Origin of the sequence: Pseudomonas sp. MOIL14HWK12:I2 (genome assembly GCF_000510745.1) — a bacterium.
GTDB classification, from domain to species: domain Bacteria; phylum Pseudomonadota; class Gammaproteobacteria; order Pseudomonadales; family Pseudomonadaceae; genus Chryseomonas; species Chryseomonas oryzihabitans.
Window position 1 is genome coordinate 617,163 of the sequence record NZ_AZOA01000003.1, and the last position, 23,757, is coordinate 640,919.

At 66.6% G+C, this 23,757-nt stretch carries 27 protein-coding genes and 1 tRNA gene; 14 read left to right on the top strand and 14 right to left on the bottom strand.

Annotated elements, in window-relative coordinates:
• Window positions 1–27: 27 nt before the first annotated feature.
• The 5 genes from PSK12I2_RS0102825 to PSK12I2_RS0102845 all read right to left on the bottom strand — a co-directional run bounded on the left by PSK12I2_RS0102825 (window position 28) and on the right by PSK12I2_RS0102845 (window position 4,444).
• A complete protein-coding gene (locus PSK12I2_RS0102825; RefSeq protein ID WP_027597213.1) occupies window positions 28–918 on the bottom strand; it encodes a PA4780 family RIO1-like protein kinase in 891 nt (296 codons plus the stop codon).
• A gap of 150 nt (window positions 919–1,068) precedes the next feature.
• Entirely contained in the window at window positions 1,069–2,001 is a 933-nt protein-coding gene (locus tag PSK12I2_RS0102830) for a biotin-dependent carboxyltransferase family protein (protein ID WP_027597214.1), read from the bottom strand.
• Entirely contained in the window at window positions 1,998–2,675 is a 678-nt protein-coding gene (gene pxpB / locus PSK12I2_RS0102835; RefSeq protein ID WP_027597215.1) for a 5-oxoprolinase subunit PxpB, read from the bottom strand. The genes PSK12I2_RS0102830 and pxpB overlap by 4 nt, the downstream gene beginning before the upstream one ends.
• Window positions 2,672–3,418, bottom strand: a complete 747-nt coding sequence (locus tag PSK12I2_RS0102840) for a 5-oxoprolinase subunit PxpA (RefSeq protein ID WP_027597216.1) — start codon at window positions 3,416–3,418, stop codon at window positions 2,672–2,674. The genes pxpB and PSK12I2_RS0102840 overlap by 4 nt, the downstream gene beginning before the upstream one ends.
• A gap of 105 nt (window positions 3,419–3,523) precedes the next feature.
• Entirely contained in the window at window positions 3,524–4,444 is a 921-nt protein-coding gene (locus tag PSK12I2_RS0102845; protein WP_027597217.1) for a LysR family transcriptional regulator, read from the bottom strand.
• A gap of 272 nt (window positions 4,445–4,716) precedes the next feature.
• On the opposite strand from PSK12I2_RS0102845, the gene PSK12I2_RS0102850 reads away from it, so the two are divergent.
• The 7 genes from PSK12I2_RS0102850 to PSK12I2_RS0102880 all read left to right on the top strand — a co-directional run bounded on the left by PSK12I2_RS0102850 (window position 4,717) and on the right by PSK12I2_RS0102880 (window position 10,645).
• Window positions 4,717–5,424 (top strand): DUF969 domain-containing protein, encoded by a 708-nt coding sequence (locus PSK12I2_RS0102850; RefSeq protein WP_027597218.1) that lies wholly within the window; start codon window positions 4,717–4,719, stop codon window positions 5,422–5,424.
• Complete coding sequence (locus tag PSK12I2_RS0102855) at window positions 5,421–6,371, top strand: DUF979 domain-containing protein (RefSeq protein WP_027597219.1); 951 nt, start codon at window positions 5,421–5,423, stop codon at window positions 6,369–6,371. The genes PSK12I2_RS0102850 and PSK12I2_RS0102855 overlap by 4 nt, the downstream gene beginning before the upstream one ends.
• Before the next feature lie 8 nt (window positions 6,372–6,379).
• On the top strand, window positions 6,380–7,018 hold the full coding sequence (gene pcp / locus PSK12I2_RS0102860) for a pyroglutamyl-peptidase I (protein WP_027597220.1): 639 nt from the start codon (window positions 6,380–6,382) through the stop codon (window positions 7,016–7,018).
• Between the two features lie 79 nt (window positions 7,019–7,097).
• Entirely contained in the window at window positions 7,098–8,450 is a 1,353-nt protein-coding gene (locus PSK12I2_RS0102865) for an MATE family efflux transporter (protein WP_027597221.1), read from the top strand.
• Window positions 8,451–8,514: 64 nt separating this feature from the next.
• Entirely contained in the window at window positions 8,515–8,652 is a 138-nt protein-coding gene (locus PSK12I2_RS25010) for a hypothetical protein (RefSeq protein WP_007159685.1), read from the top strand.
• A gap of 120 nt (window positions 8,653–8,772) precedes the next feature.
• Window positions 8,773–9,318, top strand: a complete 546-nt coding sequence (locus tag PSK12I2_RS0102875) for a hypothetical protein (RefSeq protein WP_037007471.1) — start codon at window positions 8,773–8,775, stop codon at window positions 9,316–9,318.
• 286 nt (window positions 9,319–9,604) lie between these two features.
• Entirely contained in the window at window positions 9,605–10,645 is a 1,041-nt protein-coding gene (locus PSK12I2_RS0102880) for an acyltransferase (protein WP_027597223.1), read from the top strand.
• A 153-nt stretch (window positions 10,646–10,798) separates the two neighbouring features.
• Here PSK12I2_RS0102880 and PSK12I2_RS0102885 read toward each other — a convergent pair whose 3' ends face one another.
• From PSK12I2_RS0102885 to queA, 6 genes are all read right to left on the bottom strand, one after another.
• The gene (locus tag PSK12I2_RS0102885) at window positions 10,799–11,326 is read right to left on the bottom strand and encodes a glycine zipper 2TM domain-containing protein (protein WP_007162948.1); all 528 of its coding nucleotides are present in this window, start codon (window positions 11,324–11,326) and stop codon (window positions 10,799–10,801) included.
• Between the two features lie 59 nt (window positions 11,327–11,385).
• Window positions 11,386–12,291 (bottom strand): protein translocase subunit SecF, encoded by a 906-nt coding sequence (secF, locus tag PSK12I2_RS0102890; protein ID WP_027597224.1) that lies wholly within the window; start codon window positions 12,289–12,291, stop codon window positions 11,386–11,388.
• A gap of 10 nt (window positions 12,292–12,301) precedes the next feature.
• Complete coding sequence (secD, locus tag PSK12I2_RS0102895) at window positions 12,302–14,170, bottom strand: protein translocase subunit SecD (protein WP_027597225.1); 1,869 nt, start codon at window positions 14,168–14,170, stop codon at window positions 12,302–12,304.
• 64 nt (window positions 14,171–14,234) lie between these two features.
• A complete protein-coding gene (gene yajC, locus PSK12I2_RS0102900) occupies window positions 14,235–14,579 on the bottom strand; it encodes a preprotein translocase subunit YajC (RefSeq protein ID WP_007162951.1) in 345 nt (114 codons plus the stop codon).
• Between the two features lie 147 nt (window positions 14,580–14,726).
• Window positions 14,727–15,845, bottom strand: coding sequence for a tRNA guanosine(34) transglycosylase Tgt (gene tgt / locus PSK12I2_RS0102905; RefSeq protein ID WP_007162952.1), 1,119 nt, complete (start codon window positions 15,843–15,845; stop codon window positions 14,727–14,729).
• A gap of 10 nt (window positions 15,846–15,855) precedes the next feature.
• The gene (gene queA / locus PSK12I2_RS0102910) at window positions 15,856–16,899 is read right to left on the bottom strand and encodes a tRNA preQ1(34) S-adenosylmethionine ribosyltransferase-isomerase QueA (RefSeq protein ID WP_007162953.1); all 1,044 of its coding nucleotides are present in this window, start codon (window positions 16,897–16,899) and stop codon (window positions 15,856–15,858) included.
• 106 nt (window positions 16,900–17,005) lie between these two features.
• On the opposite strand from queA, the gene PSK12I2_RS0102915 reads away from it, so the two are divergent.
• Window positions 17,006–17,090 (top strand) — tRNA-Leu (locus PSK12I2_RS0102915).
• A 108-nt stretch (window positions 17,091–17,198) separates the two neighbouring features.
• Here PSK12I2_RS0102915 and PSK12I2_RS0102920 read toward each other — a convergent pair.
• On the bottom strand, window positions 17,199–17,528 hold the full coding sequence (locus tag PSK12I2_RS0102920; RefSeq protein WP_027597227.1) for a DHCW motif cupin fold protein: 330 nt from the start codon (window positions 17,526–17,528) through the stop codon (window positions 17,199–17,201).
• A 210-nt stretch (window positions 17,529–17,738) separates the two neighbouring features.
• On the opposite strand from PSK12I2_RS0102920, the gene PSK12I2_RS24785 reads away from it, so the two are divergent.
• The 3 genes from PSK12I2_RS24785 (at window position 17,739) to PSK12I2_RS0102935 (ending at window position 18,832) form a co-directional block, all read left to right on the top strand.
• Complete coding sequence (locus PSK12I2_RS24785) at window positions 17,739–17,909, top strand: hypothetical protein (RefSeq protein ID WP_156930116.1); 171 nt, start codon at window positions 17,739–17,741, stop codon at window positions 17,907–17,909.
• Window positions 17,910–18,103: 194 nt separating this feature from the next.
• The gene (locus PSK12I2_RS0102930; protein ID WP_177324632.1) at window positions 18,104–18,454 is read left to right on the top strand and encodes a hypothetical protein; all 351 of its coding nucleotides are present in this window, start codon (window positions 18,104–18,106) and stop codon (window positions 18,452–18,454) included.
• A 57-nt stretch (window positions 18,455–18,511) separates the two neighbouring features.
• Window positions 18,512–18,832, top strand: a complete 321-nt coding sequence (locus PSK12I2_RS0102935) for a hypothetical protein (protein ID WP_007162970.1) — start codon at window positions 18,512–18,514, stop codon at window positions 18,830–18,832.
• A 19-nt stretch (window positions 18,833–18,851) separates the two neighbouring features.
• On the opposite strand, the gene lptG is transcribed toward PSK12I2_RS0102935, so the two are convergent.
• Complete coding sequence (gene lptG / locus PSK12I2_RS0102940) at window positions 18,852–19,913, bottom strand: LPS export ABC transporter permease LptG (RefSeq protein WP_027597229.1); 1,062 nt, start codon at window positions 19,911–19,913, stop codon at window positions 18,852–18,854.
• On the bottom strand, window positions 19,910–21,022 hold the full coding sequence (lptF, locus tag PSK12I2_RS0102945) for an LPS export ABC transporter permease LptF (protein ID WP_027597230.1): 1,113 nt from the start codon (window positions 21,020–21,022) through the stop codon (window positions 19,910–19,912). Before lptF ends, lptG begins: the two co-directional genes overlap by 4 nt.
• A 171-nt stretch (window positions 21,023–21,193) precedes the next feature.
• On the opposite strand from lptF, the gene PSK12I2_RS0102950 reads away from it, so the two are divergent.
• The 3 genes from PSK12I2_RS0102950 to PSK12I2_RS0102960 all read left to right on the top strand — a co-directional run bounded on the left by PSK12I2_RS0102950 (window position 21,194) and on the right by PSK12I2_RS0102960 (window position 23,701).
• Window positions 21,194–22,693, top strand: a complete 1,500-nt coding sequence (locus tag PSK12I2_RS0102950; protein ID WP_027597231.1) for a leucyl aminopeptidase — start codon at window positions 21,194–21,196, stop codon at window positions 22,691–22,693.
• Window positions 22,694–22,905: 212 nt separating this feature from the next.
• Window positions 22,906–23,334: a DNA polymerase III subunit chi gene (locus tag PSK12I2_RS0102955; RefSeq protein ID WP_027597232.1), complete on the top strand. Its 429-nt coding sequence runs from the start codon at window positions 22,906–22,908 to the stop codon at window positions 23,332–23,334.
• 4 nt (window positions 23,335–23,338) lie between these two features.
• On the top strand, window positions 23,339–23,701 hold the full coding sequence (locus PSK12I2_RS0102960) for a hypothetical protein (protein WP_027597233.1): 363 nt from the start codon (window positions 23,339–23,341) through the stop codon (window positions 23,699–23,701).
• The last annotated feature ends 56 nt before the right edge of the window (window positions 23,702–23,757 follow it).

Below are 23,757 nucleotides of genomic sequence, written 5' to 3' on the forward strand. Positions count from 1 at the left end.
CGCAGCGCTAATCGTTCTACTTAACGATCAGCTTAGCCAGGGCGGCGGCGGTTCTTCGCGCACGCTGGGCTCGTCCTGCTCGCGCCGTGCGGCCTGGCGACGCTCCTCGTCGCGCCGGGCGGCCTCGATCTCGCGCATCACCGCATGGACGTCGGCCTGGCCTTCGCGTTCGACGAATTCGCCGGTCAGGCGGGTATTGGCGAACAGCTCGCCCTTCTCGAACAGCGCCCACATCTCCGGCGCATAGCGGGTCTTGCGCAATTCCGGGGCGAAGCGACCGAAATACAGCGCCATGTTCTCCACGTCCCGCGCCAGCAGGCGGAAGGCGTGGTTGTTGCCGGCGGCGTCCACCGCCTGGGGCAGGTCGATGATCACCGGGCCGTCCTCGGCCAGCAGCACGTTGAATTCGGAGAGGTCGCCGTGGACCAGGCCAGCGCAGAGCATGCGCACGATCTGGCCGATCATCAGCTCGTGGTAGCGCAGCGCTTCCTCGGCGGTGAGGGTCACGTCGTTGAGCCGCGGCGCGGCCTCGCCATTGCCGTCGGTGACCAGGTCCATCAGCAGCACGCCGTCGAGGAAGTCGTGGGGCTTGGGCACCCGCACCCCGGCATCGGCCAGGCGATAGAGCGCCGTCACCTCGGCGTTCTGCCAGTTGTCCTCGCGCTCGCGGCGACCGAACTTGGAGCCCTTGGCCATGGCGCGGTTTTCCCGACTGCCACGCACCTTGCGCCCTTCCTGATACTCGGCGGCCTGGCGGAAGCTGCGCTTGTCGGCCTCCTTGTAGACCTTGGCGCAACGTACCTGGCTGCCGCAGCGCACCACGTAGACCGCCGCTTCCTTGCCACTCATCAGGGGCCGTATCACCTCATCGACCAAGCCGTCCTCGATCAGCGGCTCGATGCGTTTGGGAGTTTTCATCGCCGGTTCCAGCTCCTTCTTGTCGGTCGTCTCAGGGGGACGTGTGAGGCAAGTTTCAAGCCAGACGCCGAGAAAGGGAAGTCGGCGTCGCCCCTGAGCGTGCGACTCATCGAAGCGGACAAGATTCCTCAGCCGTGACCGGTTGCATCGTCAGCCGCCGAAGAAGGCCAGGAACCGCCGCCACTCGGCCTGGGCCTCGGCCAGCTCCACCGGGGCGAAGCGCACCTCGTGATGGGCCGGGCACTGGGCCAGGCGCGCCAGGTCCAGCGGGTGGATGAAGCCCAGCAGCGGATAGCCGCCCATGGTCTGGCGATCGGCCATGAGCACGATGGGCTGGCCATCGGGCGGCACCTGGATGGCACCGGTCACCACGCCCAGCGACCACTGGCGACGCGGGGGCGCCAGGGGCACCTCGCCGGCCAGGCGGATGCCCATGCGATCGGACTGCGGGCTGATGCGCCAGGACTGCATGCAGAGCGCCTGCTGCTGCGCCGGGCCGAAGGCCTCGGCGTCGCCACCGAGGATCACCCGCAGGGTCGGCACCTCGCGATAGTCCGGCACGAAACGCGCGGCCGGGCCGCAGCCGTGGGCATGCAGCGCGCTCACCGCCGCGCAGCCCAGCCGCTGGCCGGCCGCGAGCGGCGCGCCCTGGCCCTCCAGCCCGCCCAGGCCTTCGCGCCGGTTGCTGGCCACGCTCCCCAGGGTCGCCGGCGCCTGAAAGCCGCCACCGGCGGCGGCCAGGTAGGCGCGCTGCCCGGACTGGGCGAAGCCCAGGCGCAAGCGCGCGCCAGCTCTTACCGGAAAACACGACCAGGCCGGCAGGGGCTCGCCATCCAGGCGGGCGTCCAGCGGCGCACCGGTCAGCGCCAGCCAGGTATTGGTCTCGATCTCGAATTCGGCGCCGCCCAGGGCGATCTCCAGCAGCGGCGCCGCGACCGGATTGCCCACCAGGCGATTGGCCCAGCGCGCGGCATGGCCGTCCATGGGCCCCGAGGGCGCCACCCCCAGGTGTTGCCAGCCCTGGCGCCCCAGATCCTGCAGCAGGGTCAGGGGACCGGGTTTGATGACCTGCAGTCCGCTCATGGCTGACCTCCCTGGGCGCGAAAGGCCGCTTCGTCGACGGGTACGAAGCGCACCCGATCACCGGGTGCCAGCAGGCACGGCGGCTCGGCCCGGGCATCGAAGACCGTCCACAGGCAGCGACCGATGAGATTCCAGCCGCCCGGCGACGCCTGGGGATAGACGGCGGTCTGGCGCTCGGCGATGGCCAGGCTGCCGGCGGGTACGTGGGTCCGCGGCGTGCTGCGCCGGGGCAGCACCAGGCGTTCGTCCAGTTCGCCAAGAAAGGCGAAGCCCGGCATGAAGCCGATGGCGCCCACCTGATAGTCACGACCGCTGTGCAGAGTGATGACCTCGCCCTCGCTCAGGCCACAGCGCTCGGCCACCTCGGCCAGATCGGGGCCGGCATAGAGCGTCGGCACCTGGTGCAGGCGCCCGCCCTCGCCCGCTGGCGCGGCGCCCGGCCAGTCGGCCAGCAGGGGGTCGAGGCCGGCCTGTAGCTCGGCCAGGGTCAAGCGCAGGGGATCGTAGTGCACCAGCAGGCTGGTCCAGCCCGCCACCACATCGGTCACCGCCGGGCCGAAGCGCTGGCGAATCCGCTCGCCCAGGCGGGCGATGCGCGGGGGCAGCTCGGCATCGGGATGCTCGGCCAGTTCGAGCAGCAGCGCCGCAACGCCAAAAGGCTTGCAGACGATCATAGGGCGTCCAGGGCAGCGCGCAGCCGCCGCAGCACCGCCAGGGATTCGGCGTTGTCGCCATGCACGCAGAGGCTGTCGGCCTGCAGCCGCATGGGCTGGCCATCGAAACCGGGAAAGTCTTCGCCGCGGGCGATGGCGACGGCCTGGGCGAGGATGCGCTCGGGGTCGTGATGGACGGCGCCGACCTGGCCACGCGGAGCCAGGGAACCGTCGGCCAGATAGGCGCGATCGGCGAAGGCTTCCAGCAGCAGCGGTACCCCGGCGGCTTCGGCCAGCCGGCGCTCGCGATCATTGTCGGCCTTGGCCAGCACCATCAGCGGCAGTCCCTGGCGATAGCGGGCGCAGGCGGAAAGCGCGGCGCTCAGCAAGGCATCGTCCTTGACCAGGGCGTTGTAGAGGGCGCCATGGGGCTTCACGTACTCGACGCGCACGCCTGCGGCGCGGCAGAAGGCGTCGAGGGCGCCGATCTGGTAGAGGATCATGGCTTCCACCTCGGCCGGGGTGCAGGCCATGGGCCGCCGACCGAAGCCCACCAGATCGGGATAGGCCGGATGGGCGCCGATCTGCACGCCGTTGGCCACCGCCAGGGTCACGGCGCGCTGCATGGTCAGGGGATCAGCGGCATGGAAGCCGCAGGCCAGGTTGGCCTGGTCGACCAGGGGAATGGCATGGGCGTCGTCACCCATGGACCAGGCACCGTAGCTTTCACCGGAATCGCAATTGAGCAGCAGGCGAGCGGGCATGACAGGATCCTCTGAGAAGGTAGCTCGAGTGTCGGAAAGCCGGAGCGCCGCTGTCCAACAAAAGATTCCGGGCGCTGGCGATAAGAAGCTGTTGAAACACCTTGGCTAGACCAGCACCGGCAAGGCGCGCTCCGGGCCCAGGCGCGTGCACCAGTCGGCCACTACCGTCTGGCTCAGGGCCACCACCGCCTCGCTCAGCGCCAGGCCGGCGCCACCGTGCCAGCTGGCCTGGACATCGAAGGGCGGCGGGCCGGCCAGCGGCAGGGGCATGAGACTGCCACGGGCCAATTCCTCGATCACCAGGGCCGGCGGCAGGGCGCCGATGCCGAAGCCCTCGCCCATCAGCTTGATGATGGCCGCCACCGAGTTGATGCAGCAGACCCGTGGTTCGGCGATGCCCTCGCGCTGGAGCAGGCCGAGGATGTCCTGGTGCGGGCGGGAATGGCGGGAAAAGGTGATCAGCCGTTCGCCCGCCAGTTCGGCCAGATTTGCGTAGGGCCGCGCCAGATGGCTGTCGCTGGCCACCAGCCAGCGCACCGGATAGCTGGCCAGGTGCAGATTGCGGATGCCCTCGGCGCGCAGGAGATCGGTCTGGAAGATCAGGTCGAGCTGCCCCCGCGCCAGTTGCTCGGCCAGATTCAGCGCCGTGTCCGCGGTCAATTCCAGCTCGATGGCCGGATAGGTCTGGGTGACCGCGGCGATCAGTTGGTCCAGCCAGCTGTGGATCACCGTATCCATCACCCCGATGCGCAGGCGGCCCTCCAGGGTCTGGCCATGGCCCAGGGCCTCGTGCAGCTCGCGCTGGGTGGCCAGCATCCGTTCGGCGTAGCCCAGTACCCGATGGCCCTCGGCGGTCAGGCTCACGCCGCGGGAGTCGCGCAGGAACAGTTGCACGCCCAGTTCGCTCTCCAGCACGGCGATGCGACTGGAAATGGCCGCCTGGGTGGTGGACAGCTTTTCCGCCGTCAGGCGGAAACTGCCCAGGCGGGCGACCCAGACGAAGGTATCGAGAAAGCGCAGATTCATGGGGACCTCGACAAGGCTACCTCGCCACTTTACCCCCACCGGCGAGCTTGTCTGCCCCGCTTTTCCCTATCGGCGGCGAACAGTTTTATTTGCTGGACGCCAGCTCCGCCGGCGGCGAAAGATGCCAGCCGGCGTTATGCCAAGTGACGTCTGACAACAATAACGAGCGGTGCCGCGGGCACTGCCTGGATCAGCCGAAGCCGCCCGCGGCTTCCTACCGTCCGCCGCACCGTCTGCCCGGAGCGCGGTGGACCCGCTGGAGACATCCACCTATGCAAACCACCGTCAACCTCTGGCCGCTGCTGGGCGTGCTGGTCATCGTGGTCGGCTTCGTGCTGAGGTTCAATCCGCTGCTGGTCGTCGCCCTGGCCGCCGTGGCCACCGGGATCGCCGCCCAGTTCAGCCCCGAGGCGCTGCTCGCCGCCATCGGCACCGGCTTCATCAAGGCGCGCGCCCTGCCGCTGATCATCCTGCTGCCACTGGCGGTGATCGGCCTGCTCGAACGCCACGGCCTGCGCCTGCACGCGCAGAACTGGATCGCCCGCTTTCGCAACGCTACCGTCGGCCGCCTGCTGATCTTCTATCTCTTCGTCCGCGAGACCACCGCCGCCCTGGGGCTGACCAGCCTCGGCGGCCATCCGCAGATGGTGCGGCCGCTGCTGGCGCCCATGGCCGAAGGCACCGCCGAAAAACTCCATGGCCGCCTGCCCGAGGCCCTGCGCCAGCGGCTGCTGGCCTTTTGCGCCGCCACCGACAATGTCGGCCTGTTCTTTGGCGAGGACATCTTCGTCGCCTTTGGCGCCATCGCCCTGATGCACACCTTCCTGCTCGGCGCCGGACTCGATGTCGAACCCCTGCACATCGCCCTCTGGGGCATTCCCACGGCGCTCTGCGCCTTCTTCATCCACGCCCTGCGCCTGCACCGATTCGATCGCCAGCTCTATCGCGAGCTGACCGCGAACCGGGAGGTGCGGCCATGATCCTGTCGATCCAGTACCTGTTCTGGCTGGCCGGCGCCATCCTGGCGCTGACCGCGGTCATGACCCTGGCCGATCGTCAGCACCCCAAGCGCTGGACCAGCGGCCTGTTCTGGGGCCTGTTCAGCCTGGTCTTCCTGATCGGCGATCGCCTGCCACCCGCCTGGGTGGGCGCCGGGGTGCTGCTGATGGCGGTGCTCGCCGGCTGCGGTGCGGTGGGCAGCGGTCATCACGCCAGTCGTCCCGAACGCGAGACCCGTGCCAGCGCCGGCCGCCTGGGCAATCGCCTGTTCATTCCGGCGCTGGCCATTCCCGTGGTGACGGTGATCGGCAGCGTCCTGCTCAAGGATGTGCAGATCGCCGGTCTGCCGCTGCTCGACCCGAAGAACGTCACCTTCGTCTCCCTCGGCCTGGGCGCCCTGGTGGCCCTGGCGCTGGCCTGCTGGCTGACCCGCGACACCCCGATCCAGGCGATGCGCGAATCGCGGCGCCTGACCGATGCCCTGGGCTGGTCGCTGGTCCTGCCCCAGGCCCTGGCCATGCTCGGCCTGGTCTTTACCGACGCCGGCGTCGGCAAGGCGGTGGCGCACCTGGCCACCGCCTACGTGGCCCTCGACCTGCGCCTGGTGGCGGTGGTGGTCTATGTGGTGGGCATGGCCGCCTTCACCGTCATCATGGGCAACGGCTTCGCCGCCTTCCCGGTGATGACCGGCGGCATCGGCGTGCCGGTGCTGGTGGGCGTCTACCACGCCGATCCGGCGGTGATGGCCGCCATCGGCATGTTCTCCGGCTACTGCGGCACCCTGATGACGCCCATGGCGGCCAACTTCAACATCGTCCCGGCGGCCCTGCTGGAGCTGGACGACAAGAATGCCGTGATCAAGGCCCAGGTCCCCACCGCCCTGGCGGTGCTGGCCTGCAACGTGGTGCTGCTCTATCTGCTGATGTGAGGTATCCCATGACCCTGTTGCTCACCGGTTTCGCGCCCTTTGGCGGCGAGACCCTCAACCCCTCCTGGGAAGCCGTGCGCCGGCTGGATGGCGAGTGCCTCGGCGATCTGCCGGTGGTCGCGGCGCAGCTGCCAACTGAATTCGGCACCGCGCTCCGGGTGCTGGATGAGCTGCTCGAGCGCCATCGCCCGACCCTGGTGGTGGCGGTCGGCCAGGCCGGCGGGCGGGCCGAGCTGTCGCTGGAGCGCATCGCCATCAACGTCGACGACGCCCGCATCCCCGACAACGCCGGACGCCAGCCCATCGACGAGCCGGTGGTGGCTGGTGGCCCGGCGGCCTATTTCAGCACCCTGCCGATCAAGGCCATGACCCGGGTCCTGCGCGACGCCGGCATTCCCGCGGCGGTGTCCCAGACCGCCGGTACCTTCGTCTGCAACCACGTCTTCTACGGCCTGCAGCATCGCCTGCAGGGCAGCGGGGTACGCGGCGGCTTCATCCATATTCCCTACCTGCCGGCCCAGGCCGCCGCTCAGCCCGGCGCGCCGTCCATGGCCCTGGAGACCCTGATCGCCGGCCTGCGCCTGGCGCTCACCTGCGCGGCGACCACCCAGGCGGACCTGCGCGAAGGCGGCGGTCAACTGGACTGACCCCCGCAGGCGCTGCGGCGGAGGACCACCCGGGCCGGCTGGCCTACAATGCCCCCTCCGCCGCCGCTGCGATTAGCCCATGTCCACCCTGCTTGCCGACTGGCGTCACCCCCTGTTGCACCGCCGCGTCTGGGCCCTGGCCGCGCCGATGATCCTGTCCAATCTCAGCGTGCCGCTGGTGACCCTGGTCGACAGCGCCATCGCCGGTCATCTGCCCGAAGCCCGTCAACTCGCCGCGGTGGCCATGGGCGGCGCCTTCTACACCGCCCTGCTGGGCATCCTCGGCTTCCTGCGCATGGGCACCACCGGCTTCGCCGCCCAGGCCAGCGGCCGCCGCGACGGCGCCGCCCTGCGCCAGATCCTCCTGCAGGCCGGCCTGCTCGGGCTGGGTCTGTCGCTGCTCCTGCTGCTGGCCGCCAGCCTGGCGCTGGAGCCGTTGCTCGCCTGGCTCGGCCTGGATCCCGCCTTCGCCGACCTGGCCGCGCGCTTCCTGCACCTGCGCCTGCTCGGCCTGCCCGCGGCGCTGCTCAGCTACGCGGTGATCGGCTGGCTGCTCGGCACCCAGGATGCGCGCACGCCGCTGGTGCTGCTGCTCACCACCAATGCCCTGAACCTGCTGCTGGTAACCGGCTTTGTGCTGGGTCTCGGCGCCGGGGTGCAAGGCATTGCCCTGGCCTCGGTGCTGGCGGAATGGAGCGGCATGCTGCTCGGCCTCTGGCTGGTGCTGCGCCGCCTGCGGCTGTGGCCCGGCCGGATCGATCGCCCGGCGCTGCGCCGCCTCGCCAGCTGGCGGCCGCTGCTGGCGGTCAATCGCGACATCTTCATCCGCTCCCTGGCACTGCAGGCGGTGTTCCTGCTGTTCGCCGCCCAGGGCGCCCAGCTGGGCGAGACCACGGTGGCGGTCAACGCCCTGCTGCTCAATGGCCTGCTGGTCACCGCCTTCGCCCTCGACGGCCTCGCCCATGCGGTGGAGGCCCTGGCCGGCCATGCCCTGGGCGCCCACGAGGGCGCCACCCTGCGCCGGGTGCTGGTGATCGCCGGTGGCTGGTCACTGCTGGCCAGCCTCGGCTTCGCCCTGGCCTTCGCCCTCGGCGGCGATCTGTTCATCGCCCTGCAGAGCGACATCGCCGCGGTACGCGAGGCGGCTCACGCCTACCTGCCCTATCTGGCCGTGCTGCCGCTGATCGCCATGGTCAGCTACCTGCTGGACGGCCTCTTCATCGGCGCCACCCGCGCCCGGGAGATGCGCAACTCGATGCTGCTGGCCCTGTTGCTGGCGCTGCCGCTCGGCTGGCTGCTGCGCGGCCTCGGTAACCACGGCCTGTGGCTGGCCTTTCTTGCCTTCATGGCGCTGCGCGGCCTGATCTCCGCCCTGCTCGCCTGGCGCCTGGCCCACCGCGAAGGCTGGCTCAGCGACGACGGCAGCGCCTGACGCTGCGGAACCGCCGGGTCGGCGCCCCCCTCAAAGTCGGACATCCCCTGCCGAGAGCGCTGCCATGAGCGAAGACACCCGCGATCAGGAACCCCTGGACACCCCCGCCGACGGCGACGACGTCCCCGAGCACCAGAAGCCGGAAAATCTGGAAAAGCTCAAGGATTACGGCAAGGACCAGATTCCGCCCGGCATCGCCTGACGCCAACCCTGAACCTCTCGACAAAAGCCGTCGACAGCGGTGGCAAAGCCCCGGCGGAGCTCTTAGCATCCGTCGGGTTGAGTGGGCCCAAGGGCCTTCGTGAAGGGAATCCGGATCACCATGACCGTCAGGTCCTACCTGTCGCCTCTGCGCGCGCCCCTGTTGGCGCTACTGGCGCTTGTCCCGGCGCTGGCTCAGGCCGTCGACGGCTACGCCGGGATCGCCTTCGGCACCGAGCAGAAAGCCTTTCTGGCGAGAAAGCTCTGCACCTTCCAGCCGCGCAAGATCGACGTCGTTGGCGTCGAGTATTTCGAATGCACCGACCTGACCTTCGCCGGTGAAAAGGTCGAGGCCGGCGCCTTCTTCATCGATGGCCGCTTCCTGCGCCTGTCCATCGTCACGCCCCTGGCGCAGTCCTTCCTGATCGCCGAAGGCCTCACCCAGAAATACGGCAAGCCCTCTTCCCAGTCGTCGGCCGCCGCCTTCGAGCGCCTGACCCAGGACGACGACGCCCAGGCCTATCTGGCCTTCGATCACGACACCGTCGTCTACAAGTTCAGCGCCCAGGCGGCACGCAAGAAGCAGGTCCTGCTGATCTATACCTCGCCGCGCTACGAGCCCCTGCTCAAGGAGAAGCAGCTGCAGTTCGTCAAAGATTCTCTCTAAACATCCGGTTACAGCTCGTCGGACAATTGGGCCTTTGGCCATCAAAGTGTTGCCCCGTTCACGTATGGCCGGAAACAAGCCATGAACAATGGCAGATAGCCACGGTCAGAACGCGGGCAAGGAGCCCCTTCCTGTAACCGGCTACTTACGGACGTCGTTCCTTCGGGAGTCCTACCATGACCGAACCTGTCGCAACGCGCGCCCTGGCGCCGCAGCGTTCCCGCTTTCGTTTGCCCCAGTGCTTTGGCTTCAGCTGCACAGGTTCTCTTTTGAAAAGGATCATTCAATGAACACTCGCAATCTCTGGGTCGACTATGCCAAGGCCATAGGCATCGTGCTGGTCGTCTACGGCCATGTCGTCCGCGGCCTGCTCAACGCCGGCATCCTGCAGGACGCCGAATTCCACGGCCTGGTGGACAGCGTCATCTACAGCTTCCACATGCCGCTGTTCTTCTTCCTGTCCGGCCTGTTCTTCTACAGCTCCTTCATCAAGCGCGGCACCGGCGGCCTGCTGGTGAACAAGATCGACACCATCGTCTATCCCTTCCTGGTCTGGTCGCTGCTGCAGGGCTCGGTGGAGGCGCTGATGTCGCGCTACACCAATGGCGGCGTCAGCTTCAGCGAAGTCCTGACGGTCTGGGAGCCACGCCAGCAGTTCTGGTTCCTCTATGCGCTGTTCCTGGTGTTCTGCCTGGCCATGCTCGCCTATCGCTGGGCCAAGCCGCTGGCCTTCTTCGCCGTGTTCGCCTTTGGCGCCCTGGTCTATCTGTTCCAGAACGCCGGCCCGGAAGACTTCTTCTTCACCTTTACCGCGCAGAACTTCGTGTTCTTCGCCTTTGGTGTCTGGTTCAACAACTTCAAGCAGGCCATCGAGGAACAGGCCGGTCGCGTGATGCTAGGTTCGGGTCTGCTGTTCGTGGTGCTCGAATACTGGTTCCACGGCCTGCTGGGTCTGGTCTACACCGATCGCGGCCTGGCCACCCTGGTGCTGGCGCTGAACGGTATCGTCTTCGTCAGCAGCCTCTGCATGGTGCTGGCGCAGCGACCGCTGCAATGGGTGCTGACCCTGGGCGCGCTGTCGATGCCCATCTATGTGATGCACGTGCTCAGCGGCAGTGGCGCTCGCATCGTCCTGAGCAAGGGCCTGCACATCAACGACGGCCTGCTGCACATCGTTGCCGGTTGCGCCTTCGGCATCCTGGTGCCGGTGGCCATCGCCAAGCTGCTGGAAGCCCGCGGCATCAACGGTCTGTTCGAGGCGCCGGCGTGGATCTCCGCCCGGCGGTGGCTTCGGCCCAAAGCAGAAACCCCCCGCCCCGCCGTCTAAATGACGACACCGGCCAGGGCGCCCTACGCGCCCTGGCCGGAGCGGCAGAGCTTTCGGATCACCGGGCCAGACCCAACAAAAAACCCGCTACCAGTCACCTGGTAGCGGGTTTTTTGTTGGCTGATGCCTAGCGGCTTCAGCCGGCTACGCGGATCACTGGCTGGCCAGCACCTGGCCGTTCTTGACTTCCAGTTGCTTGCCCGGCTCGTGGTCCATGCGGACCTGGCCGATCTTGCCATCCAGCAGGTACTTGACGTCATAGCCGACCACCTTGTCGCTGCTGTCGTTGACCGTGCTGCAGCGGGTCTGGGTGGTGGTGTAGGTGTCGCGGTTCTGCATGTATTCCTGACCCTTGTTGCCGGCGTAACCACCGCCCACGGCACCGGCGATGGTCGCCAGGGTCTTGCCGCTGCCGTTGCCGACCTGGTTGCCCAGCAGACCGCCGACGACCGCGCCTACGGCGGTCCCGGCGATCTGGTGTTGGTCCTGAACAGGCCGCCGATGCGTCACCGCGACCTCCTTGCAGACCTCGCGCGGGGTCTTGACCGTTTCCTTGACCGGCTGGACGGCGACGACCTCGGCGTACTGAGGCCCGCGGTCGACGAAACTGTACGCCACGGCGCCACCAGCGGTGGCGACGATGGCTCCCAGAACCGTACCTACGAGCATCGACTTGTTCACTACAACCTCCTGACTACTCTGTCATAGCGGGCACCTGGCCCTTTGCCATGCCTGGGACATCAGGGACGGTCGTCGAGTTCCTTGGCTTGCGGGGGAATCAGGTCCTCGCTCTTCAGGTCCAGCCAGATCAGCACCACGTTGGCGATATAGATCGACGAGTAGGTACCGGCCAGCACGCCGATGAACAGCGCCAGGGAGAAGCCGAACAGGTTGTCGCCGCCAAAGAACAGCAGCGCCGCCACGGCCAGCAGGGTCGAGATCGAGGTGGCCAGGGTGCGCAGCAGGGTCTGGGTGGTCGAGACGTTGATGTTCTCGATCAGACTGGCCTTGCGCAGTACCCGGAAGTTCTCCCGCACCCGGTCGAACACCACGATGGTGTCGTTGAGCGAGTAGCCGATGATGGCCAGGACCGCCGCCAGCACCGTCAGGTCGAAGGTGATCTGGAAGAACGACAGCAGGCCCAGGGTCACCACCACGTCGTGCACCAGCGAAATGATCGCGCCCACGGCGAACTTCCACTGGAAGCGGAAGGCCACGTAGACCAGCACGCTACCTAGGGCCAGCAGCATGCCCAGGCCGCCCTGGTCACGCAGTTCCTCGCCCACCTGCGGACCGACGAACTCGGTACGGGTCAGGGAGAAGCGCTCGGTGCTCGCCTTCTGCAACGCGCTGGTCACCTGCTGGCCCAGCTGCGGGTTGTCACCCGGCATCCGGACCAGGACATCGGTGGTGGCGCCGAAGCTCTGCACCACCGCCTCCTCGAAGCCGGCGCCCTGCAGCTCCTGACGGATCTTGCCGAGGTCGGCGGGTTGCTCGTAGCGCAGCTCGATCAGGGTACCGCCGGTGAAGTCCAGGCCGAAGTTCAGCCCCTTGTAGAACCAGCTGAACAGCGCCAGAACGGTCAGGAGCGCGGTGATGGCGAACGCGATGTTGCGTACGCCCATGAAGTTGATGGTCTTTTTCATCGCCGCGTCCTCAAATCCACAGCTTCTTGACGTTCCGGCCGCCATAAATCAGGTTGACCATGGCACGGGTCACGAAGATGGCGGTGAACAGGGAGGTGAAGATACCCAGCGACATGGTCACGGCGAAGCCCTTGACCGGCCCGGTGCCCATGGCGAACAGGATGGCGCCCACCAGCAGGGTCGTCAGGTTGGAGTCCAGGATCGCCGTGAAGGCGCGACTGAAGCCCTCATGGATGGCGCGCTGGATCGGCATGCCGTTGGCGATCTCTTCGCGGATCCGCGAGAAGATCAGCACGTTGGCGTCCACCGCCTGACCCATGGTCAGGACGATACCGGCGATGCCCGGCAGGGTCAGGGTGGCATGCAGGATGGACATCAGAGCCATCAGCAGCACCATGTTGAAGCCCAGGGCGATGGTCGCCAGCAGGCCGAAGAAGCGGTAGATGGCGATCAGGAACAGCGAGACGAAGACCATGCCCCACAGCGAGGCATCGATACCCTTCTCGATGTTGTCGGCACCCAGGCTTGGGCCGAGGGTGCGCTCCTCGGCGAAGTACATGGGTGCGGCCAGGCCACCGGCACGCAGCAGCAGCGCCAGTTCCGAAGCCTCGCCCGAGCCGTTCAGGCCGGTGATGCGGAAGCTATTGCCCAGGGCCGACTGAATGGTCGCCAGGCTGATGATGCGCCGCTCCTCCTCGAAGCCGGGCACCGCCACTTCCTTCTGTACGCCGTCGACGGTCTGGGTGGTGTAGCGGGTGACCGGACGCTGCTCGATGAACACCACGGCCATGCTGCGGCCGACGTTGCTGCGGGTGGCGCGATTGATCAGGTCGCCGCCATGGCCATCCAGGCGGATGTTGACCTGGGGCCGGCCGTTCTCGTCGAAGCTGGCCGAGGCGTCGGTGACTTGGTCACCGGTGATGATGACGTTACGCTCCAGCGGTACCGCCGGACGACCGGGCTCGCGGAATTCGAAGCTCTCGGTGGAGGCGCGCGGGGTGTCCGCGGTGGCGGCCAGGCGGAATTCCAGGTTGGCGGTCTTGCCGAGGATGCGTTTGGCTTCGGCGGTGTCCTGCACGCCCGGCAGCTCGACCACGATGCGGTCGGCGCCCTGGCGCTGCACCAGCGGCTCGGCCACGCCCAGTTCGTTGACCCGGTTGCGCACCGTGGTCAGGTTCTGGGTGACGGCATAGTTGCGGATCTCGCGCAGCTTGGCCTCGGTCAGCTGCAGACGCAGCACCTGCAGGTCGCCACGGGTGTCGGTGGTCAGCTCGAAATCGGTGTAGTTCTTGCGGATCAGGCTCTGCGCCTGCTGCAGATCGGCGGCATCGGTGAAGCCCAGCTGCAGGGCGCCGTTCTGGTCGGGCATGCTGCGATAGCGCACCTTCTCGCGACGCAGCAGGGTCTTGACCTCGTTGTCATAGACCTTCAGGCGCGCGTCCACGGCCTTGTCCATGTCCACAGCCAGCAGGAAGTGCACACCACCGGACAGGTCCAGGCCCAGCTTCATGGGGCTGGCACCGAGCTTGCGCAGCCACTGCGGGGTGGTGGGCGCCAGGTTCAGGGCGACCACGAAGTCGTCGCCAAGGGTGCGGCGGACCACTTCCTGGGCCGGCAGCTGATCGTCGGCGCGCATCAGGCGGATCAGCACCCGGCTGCCGCTCTCGTTGACGTCGCTGGATTTCACGGCGAGTTGCGCCTGCGCCAGAGCCGCGTTCACCCGCTGCACATCGGCAGGGGTCACCGTGCGTTCGGTGCTGGAAGCGCTGATCTGCAGGGCCGGATCGTCGGGGTACAGATTAGGAACCGAATAGATGACGCCCACGACCAGTACGGCCAGGATCAGCAGGTACTTCCAGAGGGGATATTTGTTGAGCATGACACCGCCCGAGATAAAGGCGGGGCGCCTTGCGCGCCCCGATATTAGCTAGATTGAGGAAGACTCAGAGGGCCTTCAGGGTGCCCTTCGGCAGGGTCGCGGCAATGGCGCCCTTCTGGAACTTGAGCTCGACGTTGTCGGACACTTCCAGCACCACGAACTCGTCGGTGACCTTGTTGATGCGACCGGCGATGCCACCGGTGGTCACCACTTCGTCACCCTTCTGCAGGCCGCCGATCAGGTTCTTGTGATCCTTGGTGCGCTTGGCCTGGGGACGCCAGATCAGGAAATAGAAGATCACCACGAAGCCGATCAGGAAGATGAACTGAATGTATTCACCTCCCGGTGCAGCGTTGGCGGCCGGCGCGGCAGCTTCCTGGGCCTGGGCCGTGGAAATCAGAAAACTCATTGCACTACTCCTTGCAGAGTTGGATGACGGAAAAAGAAGAGATGCCGGGGGTCGCTCGCCGCCGTTCCGACCGCCTCGAGACCCTGCTCACGCCCCTGACGAAGGACGCGCGAGCGCCGTTTCGCCAGGGCGATCGGACAGGGGCTTTCAGCTGTCGAGCGGCGGCGTAGGCAGGCCGCGCCGAGCATAGAAGGCGTCCACAAAGTCGGCCAATTTACCCTCTTGGATAGCCTGGCGCAAACCGGCCATCACGCGCTGGTAATACCGCAGGTTGTGGATCGTATTCAGCATACTCCCCAGCATTTCCCCGCATTTATCCAGATGGTGCAGATAGGCCCGGGAGAAATGTTTGCAGGTGTAACAGTCGCAGGTCGGGTCCAGCGGCGTCTCGTCGTGACGGTGCACGGCATTGCGCAGCTTGAGGACACCGGTGTCGATGAACAGATGGCCGTTGCGCGCGTTGCGGGTGGGCATCACGCAATCGAACATGTCGACGCCACGGCGCACGCCTTCCACCAGGTCTTCCGGCTTGCCCACGCCCATCAGGTAGCGCGGCTTGTCCGCCGGCAGGTGCGGCGGCAGGAAGTCCAGCACCCGGATCATCTCTTCCTTGGGCTCGCCCACCGACAGGCCACCGATGGCGTAGCCGTCGAAGCCGATGCCTTCCAGGCCCTCCAGGGACCTCAGGCGCAGTTCCTCGTGCATGCCGCCCTGGACGATGCCGAACAGCGCCGAGGGGTTGTCGCCATGGGCTTCGCGGGAGCGCTTGGCCCAGCGCAGCGACAGCTCCATGGAGCGGCGCGCGGTGTCGAAGTCCGCTGGATAAGGGGTGCACTCGTCGAAGATCATCACGATGTCCGAGCCCAGGGCGCGTTGCACCGCCATGGATTCCTCGGGCCCCATGAAGACCTTGGCGCCGTCCACCGGCGAGGCGAAGTAGACGCCCTCCTCCTTGATCTTGCGCAGCGCGCCCAGGCTGAACACCTGGAAGCCGCCGGAATCGGTGAGGATCGGTCCCTGCCACTGCATGAAGTCGTGCAGGTCGCCGTGGCGCTGGATCACCTCGGTCCCCGGGCGCAGCCAGAGGTGGAAGGTGTTGCCGAGGATGATCTGGGCGCCGATGTCGGCGACGCTGTCGGGCAGCATGCCCTTGACCGTGCCGTAGGTACCGACCGGCATGAAGGCCGGGGTCTCGACCACGCCGCGGGGAAAGGTCAGGCGACCGCGACGGGCCTTGCCCTCGGTGGCCAGCAATTCGAAATTCATGAAACTCATATCAGCTCTCCGGGCCCTGGGCCCCGGGATTGCGGGTGATGAACATGGCGTCGCCATAACTGAAGAAGCGATAGCCCTCGGCCACGGCCGTGGCATAGGCGGCCATGGTCTCGCGGTAACCGGCAAAGGCCGACACCAGCATCAGCAGGGTCGACTCGGGCAGGTGGAAGTTGGTCACCAGCGCATCGACCACGTGGAAGGGCCGACCGGGATAGAGAAAGATGTCCGTCTCGCCGGCGAAGGCCTTGAGCTCGCCGTCACGGGCGGCGCTTTCCAGCGAACGCACGCTGGTGGTGCCGACGGCGATCACCCGGCCGCCACGGGCGCGGCAGGCGGCCACGGCGTCCACCACGGCCTGGTCGACCTGCAGCCACTCGCGGTGCATGTGGTGGTCTTCGATCCTTTCCACCCGCACCGGCTGGAAGGTGCCGGCACCGACGTGCAGGGTGACGAAGGCGGTCGCCACGCCCTTGGCGCGGATGGCCTCCAGCAGCGGCTCGTCGAAGTGCAGTCCGGCAGTGGGCGCGGCCACGGCGCCGGCATTGCGCGCATAGACGGTCTGGTAGCGCTCGCGATCCTCGGCTTCGTCAGGCCGGTCGATATAGGGCGGCAGCGGCATGTGGCCGACCCGCTCCAGCAGCGGCAGCACCGGCTCGGCGAATTTCAGCTCGAACAGCGCCTCGTGGCGCGCCACCATCTCGGCTTCGGCGCCGCCGTCGATGAGGATGCGGCTGCCCGGCTTGGGCGACTTGCTGGACCGCACATGGGCCAGCACCCGCTCCTCGTCCAGCACCCGCTCCACCAGGATCTCCAGCTTGCCGCCACTGGCCTTCTGGCCGAACAGCCGCGCGGGTATCACCCGGGTGTCGTTGAACACCATCAGGTCGCCGGGCCGCAGATAGCCCAGCAGATCGGCGAAATGGCGATGACTGAGCTCACCGCTGGGGCCGTCGAGCACCAGCAATCGACTGCCGCGGCGCTCGGCCAGCGGATGACGGGCGATGAGGGATTCGGGGAGGTCGAAATGGAAGTCGGCGACGTGCATGGCAGGTAGATCTCGAAAGGCCGCACAGCTTACCGGAAGCGGCCTTTTTCACCAACGCACTTTGGATTGACCGGGCCTGCCCGCGTCCCTATACTCCGCCGCCATTGCCCCGGTGGCGGAACCGGTAGACGCGGCGGATTCAAAATCCGTTTCCGAAAGGAGTGGGAGTTCGAGTCTCCCCCGGGGCACCAAGCTGTACCTTCCAGGCCTTTTCCGTGTTGGCTGGAGGCCGAAGAAACCGCCCCTTGAGGCGGTTTTTTTGTGCCTGGGGCGCCCGGGTTGCGGCCTCGAGACGAGCCTTAGTCCACGATGAACAATCTGGCGCCAATCACGGTAGAGGATCTGTGGGCCTCGGCATTGTCGGCCACCTGGTAGCTCATGCCAGCGGTCAAGGTGAAGACGCGACCATCGACCAGCTCGGTATCCAATCGACCGTCCAGGCACAGCAGGATGTGCCCCTTGCTGCACCAGTGATCGGCAAGGTAACTCTCACTGTACTCGACCATGCGGACTCGTATTGCCCCAAACTGGCAGGTACGCCAAACAGCCGAGCCGGTCGTTCCCGCATGGACTACAGGTTCGATTGTCGACCAATCAGTGATTCCGAATGGAATGTCGCTCAGTTGCATGACGGCCTCTATCAGGACAGGAGGGGTATGGTACCCGGGCAGCAAGACTGTCAATTCATACAGATTGGCCGAATTTGCGAGATACGCAGCCTTGGAGGGTCTCCACTCGCTGCGCCTTCTGTACCTTTACGAATGCGCCGCCCCGTTGATCAGGCACGCTCTTGATCACCCCACTCCCGCTTTCATCATGAGGAAGGATGCCTGTTGAAGTTGAAATGGATATTGCTTGGCCTCGCACTGCTACTGTCCGGCTGCAGTCACTACAGCGATGCCGGCCCGATCTGCGAGCCGAGTCCGCTGAGCGGTGAGGACTGCCAGAAGCGGCAGCCGGTCGGGAATTACCTGATGGACAAGTATCACGAATGGGAACGCTACCAGTAGGCTCGCATTCTCGATCTGTTTAGCGAGGGCTAGGTATGAGGCGAACCGCACCACTGCTGATCGTCCTGTTGCTTGGACTGCAAGGCTGCGCCGTACAGCAACCGGCCCAGCCAGCCGGTGCAGCTGTCGACCTGGATCGCTCGCCTAGTTGGACCCTGCAGGCCCGGTTGCACAGTGCGCTCTATGGATGCGAATTGCTGGTGCTGCACGGCAACAACGCCCGCCTGGCGGGCGAGCAGGGGCGCTTGGCGGACTTTCGCCAGCGGCTGAACAGCTGCCAGACCCAGGCCGCTGCCGAAGAAAAGCAGGCTACGGGCCAGTTACCCACCGGCCAAGATCGCCTGCTGCGCAATGCGCAGAAGGCCTACCTGATCGCCTGGCAGCGCTATCTGGCCGGACTCACCATCGATCATCCGGCTGATCTGCAGCAGAAACAGTCTTATCTTGAGGCGCGATCAGCGCTGCTCGAGGTGGCGTCGAAACGCCGGGACATCCGCGCCGAGCCCGGCAAACGACCGGATAGCCAGCTGACAACCGGCAGCTGAAACCCGAGGGCAAAGCATGCAATAGTAAGACATCGATACGGACGCGAGATCTTGCGCATGGAAACGCTCTCCCCTCTCTCCCAGGTGGCGGTCAAGGACCTGGAAACGGCCCAGACCCCCGCTCGCTTCTCCACCGCCTTCATCGAGCGCCTGCTCTCGCGTTGCGAGACGCGCATGGACGAGATGGAAGCCTGCCCCGACATGAGCGCGGATCTGCGCCTGATCCACATGCAGAACGTCGATCTGTTGGTGCGTACCGTGGTGGGCGAATGCCGCCATCGGGATCAGATCCGCCGCGTGCAGCGAATCCTGAGCTTCTGCGAAGCCCACGCCGGCTGGCTGCAGCCGCAACCGGTCGTGAGCAAGGGCGCCGCCTAGCGGACGGCGCCGCCGGGCCCTAGCCGGCCCGGCGCAGCAAGAGCACCCCGGCCACGGCGCAGAGCAGCGCCGGTGCCAGCACGGCCAGCAGCGGCGAGAAGCCGAACACCAGGCTGGACGGCCCCAGCAGATCCTGGAAGATTCGCAGGGCGAAGCCGATGATCACCCCGGTGAAGATCCGCTGTCCCAGGGTCACCGAGCGCAGCGGGCCGAAGATGAAGGAGATCGCCATCAGCACCAGGGCGGCGGTCACCAGCGGCTGGAAGATCTTCGACCAGAACGCCAGCCAGTAGCTTTTGTTGCTCAGCCCCTGATCGGCCAGGTAGTGGATGTACCACCACAGCCCGGAGATCGACAGCGCATCCGGCTCCATGATCACGGTGTCGAGCACCTGCGGGGTCAGCTCGACGTTCCAGGTGACCCTGGGCTCCTGGCGCACGCTGGTCTGGCGATTGCCGAAGTCGGTGATGCTGACGTTTTCCAGCTCCCAGTGATCGCCGCGATAGATGCCGCGCTGGGCGAAGCTGGATTGCAGCAGGTGGCGATTGTCGTCGAATTCGTAGCGCGTCACGCCCAGGAGCAGGCCATTGGGCTGCACCGCGTTGACGTGAGTGTATTCGTGTCCCTGACGATGCCAGAGACCGTGGCGCGAACTCTGTGCCTTGCCGGCGCTCTGGGCCAGGGCCCGCCCGCTCTGCGCCAGGTTTTCCGACCAGGGCGCCACGTACTCGCCGATCAGGATGCCGGCGATGAGCAGCACGAACATCGGCTTCATCACCGCCCAGACGATGCGCCCCAGGGAGACGCCAGCGGCACGCATCACGATCAGTTCGCTGCTGCTGGCCAGGGTGCCCAGGCCGATCAGGCAGCCGATCAGCGCGGCCATGGGCAGCATCTCGTAGGCCCGGCGCGGCGTGGTGAGCAGGACGAACTTGAGCGCCTCGGCGACGCCGTAGTTGTCGTCGAAGTCGCCGAGCTGGTCGATGAAGGCGAACAGCAGGGCCAGACCGACGATCACCCCCAGTACCGCGAGGATGCTGACGAAGACGGTGCGACCTATGTACCAGTCGAGCTTGTTCATGCCGCCACCTCCGGCTTGTGACCGCGCAGACGCGCCTTGAGCGGTTCCCAGAAGGCCAGCAGCAGGCCGAGTACCAGGAACAGCAGGTGCACGCCCCACAGCCCGATGGCCGGCGGCAGGCGGCCCTTGTCCAGGGCGCCACGGGCGGCGATCAGCAGCGACAGATAGGCCATGTACAGCAGGATCGCCGGCAGCAGCTTGAGGAAGCGGCCTTGGCGCGGATTGACCTTGGCCAGGGGCACGGCGATGAGGGTGACGATGAAGACCAGGATCGGCAGCGACAGCCGCCACTGCAGCTCGCCGCGGTACTGCAGGTCGTTGCTGCGCATCAGTTCGCCGGTAGTCACGGCATCACGCTCGCTGATGTCCTCGCTGACCGCGGGCTTGGGCAGGAGCACACCGTAGGTGTCGTACTGCACCGCGCGGTAGTCGGCCTGGCCCGGCACGCCGTCGTAGCGGAAGCCGTTCTGCAGGATCAGGTAGCGACTGCCGTCCGGGTGGATTTCCTGCCGGCCGGTGTCGGCCACCAGCACGCCCACGCCACGGTCCTTGCCGCCGGCGGTGGAGGTGTTGCGCTCGGAGATGAAGACCCCGCCCAGCTGGCTGCGATCCGCCGACAGGCGCTCGGTGTAGGTGACGCGAGAGTTGTCCCTCAGGGACTGGAAGCGACCCGGTTCGAGGGTATCGAACTCGGTCATGGCATCCTGCTGGTTGAGGATGGTGGTGACCTTCTGCACGCCCAGGGGCGCCAGCGACAGACTCAGCCAGGCGACGATCAGGGCGACCACCGCGGCCGGGGCCATGCTGTAGGCCAGCAGGCGGCGCGGACTCAGGCCGGTGGCGGTGAGCACGGTCATCTCGCTGTCCAGGTACAGCCGACCATAGGCCAGCAGGAAGCCGAGAAACAGGCCTAGCGGCAGGATCAGCTGCAGGAAGCCGGGAATGCGATAGGCCATGATGAGCAGGAGCACGCCCGGATCCAGCAGGCCCTGGGCCGCCTGGGCCAGGTACTTGATGAAGCGGCCGCTCATGATGATCACCAGCAGCACGGCACTGACCGCACCGAGGGTGGTGAGAACTTCTCGAGACAGATAGCGGAAGACGATCAAACAGGATTCTCCAGGGTTGTCAGGCTCTGGCGCGAACGCTCACACTAGCTCGGCTGCATGGCTTGCGTTGCAAGGCCCACCCGTTGAAGGCCGATCGCCGGGAAAGGCCCTGGCGAAAGCCCCGCATTATATCCTGCGAACTCATGTGTTTGTCTTGGGGAGCTTCTCCTAATGGAATTCGTCGTCAAAAACGCTCGTCCGGAAACCCTGAAAACCGCCACGCTGGTCGTGGCCGTCGGTGAAGGCGGTGCGCTCGACGCAGCGGCCAGCGCCGTGGACGCCGCCACCTCCGGCGCCCTGAGCGCGGCGGTCAAGCGCGGCGACATCGCCGGCAAGGCCGGCCAGACCCTGCTGCTGACCAATCTGCCCGGCATCAAGGCCGAGCGCGTGCTGCTGGTGGGTAGCGGCGCCAGTGAAGGGCTTTCCGACCGCCAGTACCGCAAGCTGGCCAGCGGCGCCCTGAGCGTGCTCAAGAGCCTGGGCGGCAGCGACGCCGCCATCGCCCTCGGCGATGTGCCGGTCAAGAATCGCGACGGCTATGCCCGTCTGCGCCTGCTGGCCGAGACCCTGGCCGATGGCGACTACGTCTTCGATCGCTTCAAGAGCAAGAAGGCCGAGCCGCGGCCGCTGAAGAAGCTGACCCTGGTCACCACCAAGGCCTCCCAGCCGGAAGCCGAGCGCGCCCTGGCCCATGCCCTGGCGATCACCCACGGCACCGCCTACGCCAAGGACTTCGGCAACCTGCCGCCAAACGTCTGCAACCCGGTCTATGTGGCCGATCAGGCCAAGGCCCTGGGCAAGCAGTTCAAGGACGCCGGGCTCTCCGTCGAGGTGCTCGACGAGAAGAAGATGCGCGAACTGGGCATGGGCTCCTTCCTCGCCGTGGCCCAGGGCAGCGCCCAGCCGCCGCGCCTGGTGGTGCTGCAGTACAAGGGCGGCGCCAAGAATGCCCAGCCCTACACCCTGGTCGGCAAAGGCATCACCTTCGACACCGGCGGCATCAGCATCAAGCCCAGCGCCGGCATGGACGAGATGAAGTACGACATGTGCGGCGCCGCCAGCGTCCTGGGCACCTTCCGCGCCCTCATGGAACTCAAGCCGGCGATCAACGTGGTCGGCCTCCTGGCCCTGGCCGAGAACATGCCCAGCGGCACCGCCACCCGTCCGGGTGACATCGTCACCAGCATGAGCGGCCAGACCATCGAGATCCTCAACACCGACGCCGAAGGCCGCCTGGTGCTGTGCGACACCCTCACCTACGCCGAGCGCTTCCAGCCCAAGGCGGTGATCGACATCGCCACCCTCACCGGCGCCTGCATCACCGCCCTGGGTTCGCTGGTCTCGGGCCTGATGGGCAATAACGACGCCCTGATCGACCAGGTCAAGCAGGCCGGCGATCGCGCCGACGACCGCGTCTGGCAACTGCCGCTGCACGACGAGTACCAGGAGCAGCTGGACAGCCCCTTCGCCGACATGGCCAACATCGGCGGCCCCAAGGCCGGCACCATCACCGCCGGTTGCTTCCTGGCGCGCTATGCCAAGGCCTATCCCTGGGTGCATCTGGACGTGGCCGGTACCGCCTGGATCAGCGGCGGCAAGGACAAGGCCGCCACCGGTCGCCCGGTCCCGCTGCTGGTGCAGTATCTGCTCGACCGCACCGCCGAGGCCTAAGCACCTGTTCAAAGTCTGCTGCGCGTCGGCCAAACGGCGTTGAAAAGACCTTCGGAATGCTCATTTACGTTTTGTAAACTCCGCTTCCTCAGGTCTTTTCGCCTTGTTTGGCTCTAGCTCGCGAGACTTTGAACACGTGCTAACGCCTATAGAGGCCGCGACGCCACTGCGTCGCGGCCTTGCCGCTTCCCTCCCCTTCTTCGTGATCCGCCATGACCCGTGTCGACTTCTACGTTCTGCCTTCCACCGATCCCGCGGCGCGGCTGGCCTTCGCCTGCCGGCTGGTGGACAAGGCCTGGAAGCAGGGCATGCCGGTCTATGTACATTGCGCCGACGCCGAGCAGCGCCAGCGCCTGGACGAGCAGCTGTGGGCGTTCCGTCCCGACAGCTTCGTTCCCCACGATCTGGCGGAGAACGCCAGCGACAGCCCCGTGGTGCTGGGTCTGACCACGCCCGCCGAGCAACAAGGCGAGCTGCTGATCAACCTCAGCCTGGCCCCGCCGCCCTGCCATGCGGGTTTCGCCCGCATCGCCGAAGTGGTCGTCGAAGCCCCCGAAGTGCGCCAGGCGATGCGCGAAGGTTTTCGCTTCTACCGCAAGCTTGGCTATGCTCTACAGGACCATCAGCTGTCACGTGTCTGATTTCATGACCAGCACCAAGCCTCCCGCGCACGTCCTGCAAGACCTCGAAGCCATCCGCCAGGTGCTCGACAAGAGCCGCAGCGCGGTCCATCCGAGCAGCGTCGATGGCATCCCCATCCTCTCCGACGTCATCGCCCCCAGCGCCGAGCGGCTCAAGGCCATCCCACCGCTGCTCGACCAGATCGTGCCGGACGTCATCGAAGAGGTGACGCCCAGCGCGCCCCACGAAGACCTGGCCCAGGTGCGTCTGCGCCAGGAGGCGCCGGCCATCCTCCAGGAACTGCTCGACGAACAGTTGCCGCGCCTGGAAGCCGAACTGCAGCGCCGCCTGCAGCAGCGCCTGGAAGAATTGCTGCAGCGTCCCTGAGCCCGGGGCGCCAAGGCGCCCTGCCGTCGGCGGGCCGGAGTCGCTATACTCGGAGG